This window comes from Pseudomonadota bacterium (genome assembly GCA_010028905.1).
In the GTDB taxonomy this organism is placed as follows: Bacteria; Vulcanimicrobiota; Xenobia; order RGZZ01; family RGZZ01; genus RGZZ01.
In genome coordinates, this window is record RGZZ01000128.1 from 1 (window position 1) to 11,286 (window position 11,286).

Below are 11,286 nucleotides of genomic sequence, written 5' to 3' on the forward strand. Positions count from 1 at the left end.
CGAAGCCCTGCTGGCCCAGGTTCCAGGCAGCGACACCTGGCGCCAGTGGTGGCTCACGTGGGAAGCCACGGCGGGGCCACATCGACTCGAGGTGCGCGCCACCGACGCCACGGGCGAGGTTCAGACCGCGGAGCGGCGCAGACCCGCTGATGGGGGCGCCACCGGGTGGCACGCCATCGACGTGGAGGTCGGCTGAAGGAAACTCCCGCGCAGGCGTCAATGCATCAACCATTCGAGACGCGAGGGAGGACGCCCCGAGCCGCGACACATGGCGCGCGTGGAGGCGACCGCTCGAGAGGAGCCGCATGAAGCGATCGACCATTCTCGGTGTGGGACATCACGTGCCCGATCGCGTGGTGACGAACCACGATCTGGCCCAGCTCATGGACACCTCTGATGAGTGGATCACCCAGCGCAGCGGAATCAAGTCACGTCGGTACGTCGATGGCAACGTGGGCGCCAGCGACCTGGCCGTGCCTGCCGCGCAGATGGCGTGCGCGCACGCGGGCCTCGAGACGACCGACATCGACGCCATCGTGTTTGCAACCCTCTCGCCCGACTTCTTCTTCCCTGGCTCGGGCTGCCTGCTCGGGCACAAGCTCGGCCTGCCCGGCGTTCCCGCCATCGACGTTCGAAACCAGTGCACGGGCTTTCTGTACGGCCTCTCGGTGGCCGACGCCTGGGTGCGCGCGGGCGTCTACCGCCACGTTCTCGTGGTGGGGGCCGAGGTGCACTCCACGGGTCTCGAGTTTGCCGATCGCGGCCGCGACGTGACGGTGCTCTTCGGAGATGGCGCGGGAGCCGCGGTGGTGGGCGCAGTCGACGACCCGGGACGCGGGCTCTCCAACGTGCTGCTGCACGCCGATGGCAGCGGTGCGAGAGATCTGTGGTGCGAAGCCCCCGCCAGCGCGGTGTCGCCGTCTCGCCTCGACGAGCAGATGCTGCGCGAGGGGCGCCACTTCCCGCGCATGAACGGCAAGCTGGTCTTCCGCTGGGCCACCGAGAAGATGCCAGAGGTGGCGCAGCGCGCCCTCGACCAGGCCGGCTGGACCGTCGACCAGGTCGACCTCTTCGTGCCGCACCAGGCCAACATGCGAATCAACCAGATGGTGGCGCAGCGCCTGGGCATCCCGGAAGCGCGCACGGTGCACAACATCAGCCGCTACGGCAACACCACCGCCGCCACCATTCCCCTGGGCCTGAGCGAGGCCTGGCAAGAGGGTCGGTGCGGACCGGGATCGCGCATCCTGATGGCCGCCTTCGGCAGCGGCTTCACCTGGGGAGCCGCCACCGTCGTTCTGTGAAGGCGACGCGCGCGAGGCAGGGCTCGTGCCGTCGAATCAAACCTCGCGCCGCTCGTAGGGAGGGGCTTGCAGCGGACCGTGAAACGCCTCACGCGGCGGCTCGAGCGCGCGGTCCTCGCCCATCCAGGCGATGACCGCGTCGGCCACGAGGGCCGGCTCCACCGCGCGCATGCACCGCTGATGCGGGCAGTCGGGATAGCTCGGAGGGATGGTGTCTCGGCGAAAGCAGGGACCGCACTCGACCGGATGCACGAACACCCGCGCCGCGGGGGTGTAGGGACCGGCCAGGAGCGGGTCGGTGGGGCCGAAGATGGCGAGCACCCGCGTTCCCGACGCGGACGCCACGTGCAGGGGGCCGCTGTCGTTCGTGACCACCACGGCCAGACGCGAGCACACGGCCGCCAGGGTGGGCAGATCGATGCGCGCCGTCAGATCGAGCACCCCCGGAACCTCGCGAGCGATGCGGGCGCCGAGCGCCTTCTCGACCTTGCCACCGAGCACGGCCACGCCCACGTCTCCCCGCGCCAGAAGTCGCCTGGCGAGATCGATGTAGTACTCCGGCGGCCAGCGCTTGAGAAAGATGTTCGTGCCCAGGCGGTTGGCCGCCACGTTATCGGCGCCGGTCGGAAGGATGCCGACGATGCCCCTGACGCCGGCCAGCGATGCGAGCGCCTCGTCAGCCCGCGCGTCCGCCGCCGCGACCCAGCGCAGCTCGGGAATGGGCGTTGACGGCTCGATGCCGAGGCGGCGCACCGGCTCGAGGTACTCGTCGACCGCGTGGCGGCCCGGCACGTTGCAGCGAACGCGCACGTGATGGAAGAACCCCTCGCCGTCGCGATCGAACCCCACCCGCCAGCGAACACCGCAGAGCCAGAGAAAGCCCGCGATGAGAACGCTGTGGTGCAGGCAGACGGCGATGTCATAGCGCCTGCGCCGCAGCTGCCAGATCAGTCGCCCCCAGGCCAGCGGACTGGCGCGCAGCAGAGGGGCCTCGTCGACCACGATGCACTCGTCGAGCCACGGCAGGCCCGCTGCGAGCGGAGCCAGGCCGTTCCCGACGAGCAGCTCGATGCGCGCGTCGGGGTAGCCCTCACGCAGCGCGCGCATCATCGGCGTGGCCGTGACGAACTCGCCCAGCGCCCAGATGCGCACGATGAGCACCCGCCGGACGCGAGCGGGCTGCGTTCCGCGAATCGGAAACAGCGGACCGAGCCGCCTCAGAACGATGGCGGCGCCCCGATAGATGAAACGGGCCAGACGCGTCGACCAGGAATGCTCGTTGGCCATGTTGGCGGGGGTTCGGCTCCGCGGGCCGCCATTCCCTCTGCTGCGCAACGCTCCGTTCCCGCGCAGACGACCTGAGGCCCTGCGGCGAACGCCCGTCGAACGGGCGCCGCGTCTACCGTCAGCCCTTCCCGTGACGGTAGGGGTCGGCGGTGGTGAGACGCTCCCCCGCCGCGGTCTCGGCGCGAACGAAGAGGCGCTTGTTGGCGCGCGGCAGGCGGTCGAACGTGGACCGCTCCATCACGAGCGGCTGCTGCACCGTGTAGTTTCGCGCATCGGTGAACCACGGACGGTAGTAGGCGTTGTAGAGCATGGGACGCACCGTCTCGGAGACATTGGCGAGCCCCTGATGCTGCAGCCGGAGATCGAACAGCAGGCACCCGCCCGCCTTGATCATCGGATCGTCGACAGGCGCGCGCTGCGCGGCGCGATCGCCCATGCGGTGGCTGCCCACCCACATCCGCGTTGTGCCTGTGCGCGCATCGAGGTCGACGAGCGGAATCATCATGGTCACGGCGAAGGTGGGCATGGTCGCATTCACGGCTTCTTCGAAGAGCAGCGGATGATCACGGTGCACGTGCTGGGCCTCGGCGCCCGGCAGGGAGACCACCGCCCCGAACACGCCCATGATGCAGTGCTGCCCGAGGATCTCCTGCAAGATGGGAAAGACGAGCGGATGCGCATACAGATGCGGACTGTCGAACGGAGATTCAACGGCCACCGTGATCTGCGTGCGACGGTGGCCGATGGTCAGCGCGTCGGCGTGGCGCTCGCCGCTCAGGTACCGGCCGTAGCGCTCGCGCCACGCAGCGTTGAGCGACGCGATCACGGCCGGATCGAAGGCATTCTCGAAACCCACGCATCCGCACGTCCAGAAGGCTTCCGTGGCCTGGCGCAAGGTGTCGAACGATGGTCCGCCGTCAGCCTTCTCCGCATCGGTGAAGGCAAAGACGGGAACCCGTTCAGAGGTCACGCACCTTCTCCTCGACCACGAGGGTGGACACGTCACCGGCGGAGCCGATGTACTTCAGCACCGTGCGCCCCACCACAAGATGGCCCAGACGCACCGAGAACACGCGGGTTGCATACATCTCGATGGCCGGATCGCCCGCCGCGCTGCCTTCCGAGGCCACGTGCGCGTAGACGTCATCGCCCACCGGCTCGAGAACCGCGAGGGTGTGATCCATCGACAGGCGCTTGGGCCCGCTGCTCTCCACAGAGCTCCAGCTCTCCTTGAGCGTCAGCTGCCCATCGGGAAAGGCGACGAAGGGAAGCAGCGGGGGGCGCGGGGTCGCCGACAGCACCTCGCCACGCGGCGTCACGCGACATCGCGTGGTCTCGGCGGTGAGCAGGGGGCGCAGGGTCATCTGCTCCTCGACGCGATGCACCAGCTCGAGGGTGGCCGCGCCATCGGCGTCGACCTCGATGACGGTGACCGTGCAGCTCACCGCGCCGAGATCGGCCACGGGATCGACACCAGGCCGCTCGATCAGCAGGCTCACCTGCTGGTCGTAGACGAGAGATTGACCCGCCGTGTAGCGGTGCTGCAGCAGTTGGGTGGTCATGAAGCGCCTCCAGTGATGCGTGTGCGCGGCTCGCTTGCGGGGGATGTCCCGCTGCCGCGATGCTCACGTCCACTTCGGAGCAGACGGGGCGCCTCCTGTCGCTGCTCAGCGGGGAAACGGTCTTCCATACCGGTCGTCGACCGGGATGGGAATGGGCACGGGAATCGGTTCCGGGCTCGGGAAGAGGCCGCCCGCGAGGTCGTCGAGGCCTTCGTTCACCTTGCGCTCGACCTCCTTGCCCTTCTCACGAATCTTGCGGCCCAGCTCCTTGAGCTTGTCACCCACGCTCTTGGCGGCAAGGAAGGTCTCGCGCTCCGCGCAGCGCTCGAACCGATCGACGTGCGGCGCGGGTCGGGCAGATGCTCTCGGCGCGCTCGCCGACGGGGAAAGAAGGCGGGTTGCAGGGGCTGCGATGGGCGTGTACATGATGGGCTCCTCTCGATGCTCCGGCACGGAACACCCGCTCTTGAGCCAGCCTACGAGAAGACGCCGAAACAATCCTGAAAAGCGGTGGCGCAACCGTCACCCGCAAGACGGCAGGAAGAACCTGCACTAGCGCTTGAGGCTGCGGTAGCGCCGGATGAGCGCGTTGGTCGAGGTGTCGTGGGCGAGCACGGGCTCGGCCGGGCTCTCGAGCTCCGGGATGATGCGCTGCGCGAGCACCTTGCCCAGCTCGACGCCCCACTGATCGAACGAGTCGAGGTTCCAGATCACCCCCTGGGTGAACACGGCGTGCTCGTAGAGCGCAATGAGCGATCCGAGGATGGCGGGCGTCAGGTGATCGGCGAGGATGACGTTCGACGGGCGATTGCCGTCGAACTCCCGGTGCGGCGCGAGCCAGTCGGGCGTTCCCTCGGCCTTCACCTGCGCGAGGGTCTTGCCGAACGCCAGCGCCTCAGACTGGGCGAGAACGTTCGCCATGAGGATGTCGTGATGACGCCCGACCGGGTTGAGGGAGTTCGCGAATGCGATGAAATCGCACGGAATGAGCCGGGTGCCCTGATGGATGAGCTGGTAGAACGAGTGCTGGCCGTTCGTGCCCGGCTCGCCCCAGTAGATGGCGCCGGTGTCGCGTGTCACGCGCTCGCCATCGAGGGTGACATGCTTGCCGTTGCTCTCCATGGTGAGCTGCTGCAGGTAGGCGGGAAAGCGCTTCAGGTACTGGTCGTAGGGCAGCACCGCGACGGTCTGGGCGCCGAAGAAGTTCGCGTACCAGACGCCCAGCAGCCCGAGCAGCACGGGAAGGTTGCGCGTGTAGGGCGCGTTGCGGAAGTGGACATCCATCTGGTGGAACCCGTCGAGCATCTCGCGGAAGGCCTTCGGCCCGATGGCGAGCATGGTGGAAAGGCCGATGGCCGAGTCCATGGAGTACCGCCCTCCGACCCAGTCCCAGAACTCGAACATGTTGGCCGTGTCGATGCCGAACTTCGACACCTCGGCCGCATTGGTGGAGACCGCCACAAAGTGCTTCGCAACGGCCGCCGCGTCGCCGCCCAGCCCCCGCAGCGACCACTCGCGCGCGGTGTGGGCGTTGGTCATGGTCTCGAGCGTGGTAAACGTCTTCGACGACACGATGAAGAGGGTCTCGGCCGGATCGAGATCGATCACCGCCTCCGCGAAGTCGGTGCCATCGACGTTCGAGACGAAGCGGAAGCGCATGTCGCGCTGGCTGTAGTGGCGCAGCGCCTCGTAGGCCATGACCGGCCCCAGATCAGACCCGCCGATTCCGATGTTGACCACGTTCGCGATGCGCTTGCCGGTATGCCCCTTCCACGCCCCGCTGCGCACCCGATCGGCGAAGGCGCTCATCTTCTCGAGCACGGCGTGCACACCGGGCACGACATCAACCCCGTCGACCTCGATGACATCGCCGGCCGGCGCGCGAAGCGCCACGTGCAGCACCGCACGCTTCTCGGTGACATTGATCTTCTCGCCGCTGAACATGGCCTCGATGCGCGCGGGGAGGCCGGACGCCTCGGCGAGGGCCACGAGCAGCGACAGCGTCTCGTCGCTCACGCGGTTCTTCGAGTAGTCGAGGTGCAGGCCCGCGGCGTCGGCCGTGAAGCGCTCTCCCCGCGTCTCATCGGCGGCGAACAGCTCGCGCAGATGGGTTCCCGAGAACGTCTCGTGGTGGGCGCGCAGGGCTTCCCAGGCTGCCAGACGGGTTGCGGAGGTGTGGGTCATGGGCGGGGTCCTTCCTCTCGTGTGCCGAGCCAGGCTTGCGATTTCGGGTGCACGACCCGCGGCCTGCAACAGTTGCCGTTCGGAGGGAGGGCTTCCTCCTCCGTTGGGCAGACAGGCGGCAGGAGCGCTGTTGCGAACGCCAGAACTCATCGTGCACGAAAGGTGGTACCATACCCGTGAACATCGCCCGCTACACCACGCTCGCCCTGCTGGGGCTGACCCTTTTCGCCACCCCGGCCCGCGCTGACGCGCCGCCCAGCCCCGGTCCCGCGCCCGCCGCGCCGCCCACCGCAGCGCCCACCGCAGCGCCCAGCGCCTCGCCGACGGCGACCCCGACGTCTGAGGCACCGCCGGTCGACGGTTCGCAGGCCTTGTTCCGCCTGCTCACCGGGAACACCCGCTTCACCCAGGGGCGCACCATCCACGCCAACCAGGGAGCGGCCACACGGGCGGCCAAGGCGAAGCGCTCACGCCCCTGGTGCGTGGTCGTGACCTGCTCCGACTCGCGCGTCCCTCCCGAGATCGTGTTCGACCAGGGCCTGGGCGACATGTTCGTCGTTCGCACGTGGGGAACGCACCTGGGCGAGACCGCCATCGGAAGCCTGGAGCACGCCATCGCCGACCACAGCATGAACCTCATCGTCGTGCTCGGGCACTCGCAGTGCCTCGCTGTCAAGGCGTGCATCGACGGCAAGCAGGAGCCGGGGGCCGCCGCGCGCATCGTGGCCTCGAAGGCGGCCGCGGTCGCCATCTCGCGCCGCTACAAGGGCGACCTGCTCACCGCAGCCTGCAAGGAAGACGCCCGTCTCATCTCGCAGCGCATCTCGAGCTACCCGTTCGTGTCGCAGCGCCTCAAGTCGGGGAAGTTCAGGGTGGTTCCCGCCTTCTACGACCTCGAGACGGGAAACGTGAAGGTGCTCAACCCGCAGAAGCAGCCCTGATCCAGGTCTCGAAGCGTCGACACGCCTCCTCGAAGCCGCCCGCGGCGGTATCGGCCACCTCCTCGCGCCCGTGCATCACGCGGATGCGCGCGTCGAGGTCGACCGCACCGCTGTAGGGCGGCTTCTCGTCTGCGCGCGCGGCCGCGCGCCGGGCCTCGTCCACCGCCTCTTCCACCGTGCGGTTGCAATCGGCCACGAGTGCGTCCGCGCTCAGTGGCGAACCCGTGAGCGCCCGCAGCGTATCGTCGAACGACACCGAGTTGCCCGGCTTCCAGCAGTGCTCGGCCAGGTCCGGACCGATGCGTGGGTTGTCGGTGAGAGAACCGTCTCGATTCAAGAAGTGCGCGCGCGTCTGATGCACGGCCATCTCGGCCAGGACATAGCCGTGGTAGTACGCGCTCGACTCTCCGGCGAGGAGGTGCGGAACGGCCAGGATGGGGCGAACGCCGCACGCGAGCCCCTGCGTCTCGCGCTCGATGCGACGGAAGGTCGCAAGGACCTGCTCCGGATCGAGGTGCTCCATCTCGTAGAGCGCCCGCTCTCCGAAGGGGATGGTGAGCATGGCGCGCACGTCCCAGCCCTTGAACGGCTGCGCCTGCGCCACATCTGCCTCGATGAGGGCGAGTGGCATGGGCGCGTCGCTCTCGTCGCGGGCATACAGCCGCCGCCAGTCGGCATCGCCGATGAGCGAATCGAGGAACATCGACTGCGTCTCGGCGTAGCCGATGCTGGTGGGCGCGAACTCGTGGGCGAAGCACGGCGCGGGGGTCACGATGTTGCTGAAGTGCGCGGCGTGCCCCCCCTCGTGGAAGAACGTCTCGAGCCCCCGCAGGCCGCTTCCGATCTGCGACGGTGAGGCGTTCGAGGTGAAGTTGATGCGCGCCGGCCGCCACGTTCCCGAGTCGACGAACGCAACCCCCGGACCGTGCATGAAGCCGTTCTCGTACTTCCCCGGTCGGTCGAGGAGATCGAGGGTGAGGGTGGCGCCGCGGTATCGTATGCCCAGGGCGGTGAACGAACGTCCCCAGCGGCGCAGCGAGGCCGCAAACGCAAAGTAGGGATCGAGCTGCCGAGAGAGATCGCCGCTGCGCGCGTGGCTGAAGTTCCAGGGCTGTCGCACCTCCTCGCCTTTCTCGGCCGCAAAGGCCGACAGCTCCGCGGCGGCGCGATCCCGGGTGCGCGCCGCCAGATCGTCGAGCACGCGGAAGATCTCCGCCTTGCTCTTGCGCTCGACGACGCTGGTTCGCCAGTCATAGTAGTCTTCGTAGCCGAGCAGGCGCCCGAGCTGGTTCCGCTTCTTCACGATCTCGAGGAAGCCATTCTCGAGCACATGGATCTCGATGGATCGCAGCCCCTCATAGGCGGCGCGACGACGCGCCTCGTCCGGATCGGTGCGCGCCATCATGGCGAGACGCACGCTCGAGGCCGGCTCGAAGCGACCCGTGGCCGGATCGGTGAATCCGAGCGTCATCGCGCCGCGGGCGCGCGCCAGCGCGCCTTCGAGCCCGACGATCTCCTCTGAGAGCGCCTGGGCCTTCGGGTCTTCCACCACGTTGGCGGCCAGCATGGCGATCCAGCCGCCGAGAACCACGCGTTCAGCCTCCGTGCCCGCGCCGCTGGACGCAAGCTCGCGCAGCCGACGAAGCCGCTGCGGATCTTGCAGGAAGCGGTTGACGGCGATCTCGGCCTCGGCCATCTGACGCCCCGCGGCCTCCGCGTCATCGGCGGTCCCCATCTTGGTCACCCAGAACAGATCTTCCTTGCGCTCGTGGAGGGCCAGGAACGTTTCCTTCAGCTCGGTCAGCGTGGACTGCAATGTGCTCATGGGTGCCCTGCTTCGCGCCTTCCTCGCAGGGCCCTCCCCCTGAGACACGGGTCGCGTCCCCGGCGTCACAGAGGCGATGCCGGGGCGACACGCGAATGCCTTCGAGCCATGACGAACGTGCTGTTCAGAGACGCCTTTCGGGGCAAGCGGGTGCTGGTGACCGGGCATACCGGGTTCAAAGGCTCGTGGCTGACCATCTGGCTCCACAGGCTGGGGGCCAGGGTGAGCGGCTACGCGCTCGCGCCACCCACGGTGCCGAGCAACTTCGAGGCCTCTCAGGTGCGCGCGTTGCTCGACGGGCACCACGAGTGCGACATCCGCGACCGCGACGCGCTCGAGAGAGCCGTTCGCGAGACCCGTCCCGACGTCATCTTCCACCTTGCCGCCCAGGCCCTGGTGCGCGCCTCGTACGACGATCCGGTCGAGACGTTCGGCGTCAACGTCATGGGAACGGTGGCCCTTCTCGACGTCGTGCGGCGCGTGGGAAGACCCGTGGTGCTCGTTGTGGTGACCTCCGACAAGGCCTACGAGAACAAGGAGCACGTCTGGGGCTATCGCGAGACCGACGAGATGGGCGGGCACGATCCGTACAGCGCCTCGAAGGGATGCACCGAGCTTGCGGTGGCGTCGATGCGCCGCGCGTACTTTCCGCCCGGCCGGGTGACCGAGCACGGGGTGAAGGTGGCCTCCGCGCGGGCCGGCAATGTCATCGGCGGAGGCGACTGGGCGCGCGATCGCATCATGACCGATGTGATGGCCGCCATTGCCGCGGGCACGCCGATACCCGTGCGCAATCCCGACGCGGTTCGCCCGTGGCAGCACGTGCTCGAACCCCTCAGCGGATACCTCACCCTTGCCGCGCGCATGCTCGAGAGCGACGACGTGAACCTGCTGGGAGGCTGGAACTTCGGCCCCATCGTGGGCAGCGAGCTCTCCGTGCGGCATCTGGTGGAGACCGCCATCGCAGCCTACGGCCAGGGCGCCTGGACCCACCTGAGCGAAGAGGGCGCGCGCCACGAGGCGCGCCAGCTGCGCCTGTCCATCGACAAGGCGGTCTGGGACCTGGGATGGCGCCCTCGCTGGGGATGCACCCAGGCGGTGGAGCGTCTGGTGCGATGGCACCACGCCTTTCAGCACGGGGGAGACGGCGCCATGCGCGAACCCTGCCTGCGCGACATCGAGGCCTACGAGTGCAGCCCGTTCCTGGGAGAGATCGCCGCGCGCTGAGCGAGCCCCCTGCCGCGCGCCCGTCCATCCCCCTGCACGCCCGTCCGTACTCCTGCGCGGCAGGAGCGCCTCCTGCATGCGTCGCAATCCGCCGCCTGGCATCTGACGCGGGCCCATCGGCAGCGCGTGTGCCGTCAGCCAAGAAAGGAAGATCTCCCATGTCTGAACCCGTCATCGCCGCCACCGTCCCCGCGGTTCTCGAGCTCGAGCCCGGCACCTACTACTGGTGCTCCTGCGGCCGATCGGCCAGCCAGCCCTTCTGCGACGGATCGCACGCCGGCACCGATTTCACCCCCCTGGCATTCGATGTCGAAGAGAAGAAGCGCTTCGCCATGTGTCAGTGCAAGCTCACGGCCAAGGCCCCGTTCTGCGACGGCAAGCACAAGGGCTGCGCAAAGTAGGGTGATCCCAGGTCTGGGGATCAAAGCACGGATTGATCCCTGGTCTGGGGATCAAAGCACCGATTGATCCCAGGTCTGGGGATCAAAGCACCGATTGATCCCAGGTCTGGGGATCAAAGCACCGATTGATCCCAGGTCTGGGGATCAAAACACGGATTGATCCCAGGTCTGGGGATCAAAGCACCGATTGATCCCAGGTCTGGGGATCAAAACACGGATTGATCCCAGGTCTGGGGATCACGGCACGCTCAGCGGCCTGAACGCGGGGCTCGACGGGCCGGCTCGCGCTACTCTCGCGACAGGTTGGCCTGTTGCCCGCCCAGCTCAAACCCCTTGCGCAGCTTCTTCACCACCCGCGGCACAAACGATTCAGCGACATCGACCGTCGTCTCGAGCTTGCCCACGCGAATGGCCCCCAGGGCCGTGCCCGGTATGCCGGCCTCGCGGGTGAATGCGGCGACGACGTCGGCGGGCCGCACCCCTGCGTTGCGGCCCAGGTCGACGCTCAACGTCACCATGCCCGGCTCGCCGAGGCGCCCTCTGCCGCGCGAGGGG

General features: G+C 68.3%; 12 protein-coding genes. 5 read left to right on the plus strand and 7 right to left on the minus strand.

The window, feature by feature from the left end; translation table 11 throughout:
- Together EB084_10830 and EB084_10835 are read left to right on the plus strand one after the other, a co-directional pair.
- The coding region (locus EB084_10830; GenBank protein ID NDD28747.1) for an oxidoreductase at window positions 1–196 on the plus strand (196 nt) is incomplete at its 5' end.
- Between the two features lie 109 nt (window positions 197–305).
- Entirely contained in the window at window positions 306–1,304 is a 999-nt protein-coding gene (locus tag EB084_10835; GenBank protein ID NDD28748.1) for a ketoacyl-ACP synthase III, read from the plus strand.
- A gap of 36 nt (window positions 1,305–1,340) precedes the next feature.
- Here the strand turns inward: EB084_10835 and EB084_10840 are convergent, their stop codons facing one another.
- The 5 genes from EB084_10840 to EB084_10860 form a co-directional block, all read right to left on the minus strand.
- Window positions 1,341–2,591, minus strand: a complete 1,251-nt coding sequence (locus EB084_10840) for a glycosyltransferase family 9 protein (GenBank protein NDD28749.1) — start codon at window positions 2,589–2,591, stop codon at window positions 1,341–1,343.
- Between the two features lie 118 nt (window positions 2,592–2,709).
- Window positions 2,710–3,597: a phytanoyl-CoA dioxygenase gene (locus EB084_10845; protein NDD28750.1), complete on the minus strand. Its 888-nt coding sequence runs from the start codon at window positions 3,595–3,597 to the stop codon at window positions 2,710–2,712.
- The gene (locus EB084_10850) at window positions 3,551–4,153 is read right to left on the minus strand and encodes a hypothetical protein (GenBank protein NDD28751.1); all 603 of its coding nucleotides are present in this window, start codon (window positions 4,151–4,153) and stop codon (window positions 3,551–3,553) included. Before EB084_10850 ends, EB084_10845 begins: the two co-directional genes overlap by 47 nt.
- Before the next feature lie 105 nt (window positions 4,154–4,258).
- Complete coding sequence (locus EB084_10855; GenBank protein ID NDD28752.1) at window positions 4,259–4,579, minus strand: hypothetical protein; 321 nt, start codon at window positions 4,577–4,579, stop codon at window positions 4,259–4,261.
- A gap of 126 nt (window positions 4,580–4,705) precedes the next feature.
- Window positions 4,706–6,337 carry a glucose-6-phosphate isomerase gene (locus tag EB084_10860; protein ID NDD28753.1) on the minus strand — a complete coding sequence of 544 codons (1,632 nt, stop codon included), beginning with the start codon at window positions 6,335–6,337 and terminating at the stop codon, window positions 4,706–4,708.
- Window positions 6,338–6,513: 176 nt separating this feature from the next.
- Here EB084_10860 and EB084_10865 point away from each other — a divergent pair, with 176 nt between their 5' ends.
- A complete protein-coding gene (locus EB084_10865; protein NDD28754.1) occupies window positions 6,514–7,278 on the plus strand; it encodes a carbonic anhydrase in 765 nt (254 codons plus the stop codon).
- Here EB084_10865 and EB084_10870 read toward each other — a convergent pair.
- On the minus strand, window positions 7,256–9,103 hold the full coding sequence (locus EB084_10870; GenBank protein ID NDD28755.1) for a peptidase M3: 1,848 nt from the start codon (window positions 9,101–9,103) through the stop codon (window positions 7,256–7,258). The two genes, EB084_10865 and EB084_10870, sit on opposite strands and share 23 nt — an antisense overlap.
- A 108-nt stretch (window positions 9,104–9,211) precedes the next feature.
- On the opposite strand from EB084_10870, the gene rfbG reads away from it, so the two are divergent.
- Window positions 9,212–10,330, plus strand: coding sequence for a CDP-glucose 4,6-dehydratase (gene rfbG / locus EB084_10875; protein NDD28756.1), 1,119 nt, complete (start codon window positions 9,212–9,214; stop codon window positions 10,328–10,330).
- Between the two features lie 158 nt (window positions 10,331–10,488).
- Window positions 10,489–10,731: a CDGSH iron-sulfur domain-containing protein gene (locus tag EB084_10880; protein NDD28757.1), complete on the plus strand. Its 243-nt coding sequence runs from the start codon at window positions 10,489–10,491 to the stop codon at window positions 10,729–10,731.
- Window positions 10,732–11,018: 287 nt separating this feature from the next.
- Here the strand turns inward: EB084_10880 and EB084_10885 are convergent, their stop codons facing one another.
- Complete coding sequence (locus EB084_10885; GenBank protein NDD28758.1) at window positions 11,019–11,249, minus strand: hypothetical protein; 231 nt, start codon at window positions 11,247–11,249, stop codon at window positions 11,019–11,021.
- Between the last annotated feature and the right edge of the window lie 37 nt (window positions 11,250–11,286).

Bases quoted from the DNA above. Each gene is read 5' to 3' on its own strand.
- rfbG (NDD28756.1), top strand. From the start codon at position 9,212: ATGACGAACGTGCTGTTCAGAGACGCCTTTCGGGGCAAGCGGGTGCTG.
- EB084_10870 (NDD28755.1), bottom strand. From the start codon at position 9,103: ATGAGCACATTGCAGTCCACGCTGACCGAGCTGAAGGAAACGTTCCTG.
- EB084_10880 (NDD28757.1), top strand. From the start codon at position 10,489: ATGTCTGAACCCGTCATCGCCGCCACCGTCCCCGCGGTTCTCGAGCTC.
- EB084_10850 (NDD28751.1), bottom strand. From the start codon at position 4,153: ATGACCACCCAACTGCTGCAGCACCGCTACACGGCGGGTCAATCTCTC.
- EB084_10860 (NDD28753.1), bottom strand. From the start codon at position 6,337: ATGACCCACACCTCCGCAACCCGTCTGGCAGCCTGGGAAGCCCTGCGC.
- EB084_10840 (NDD28749.1), bottom strand. From the start codon at position 2,591: ATGGCCAACGAGCATTCCTGGTCGACGCGTCTGGCCCGTTTCATCTAT.
- EB084_10855 (NDD28752.1), bottom strand. From the start codon at position 4,579: ATGTACACGCCCATCGCAGCCCCTGCAACCCGCCTTCTTTCCCCGTCG.
- EB084_10885 (NDD28758.1), bottom strand. From the start codon at position 11,249: ATGGTGACGTTGAGCGTCGACCTGGGCCGCAACGCAGGGGTGCGGCCC.
- EB084_10835 (NDD28748.1), top strand. From the start codon at position 306: ATGAAGCGATCGACCATTCTCGGTGTGGGACATCACGTGCCCGATCGC.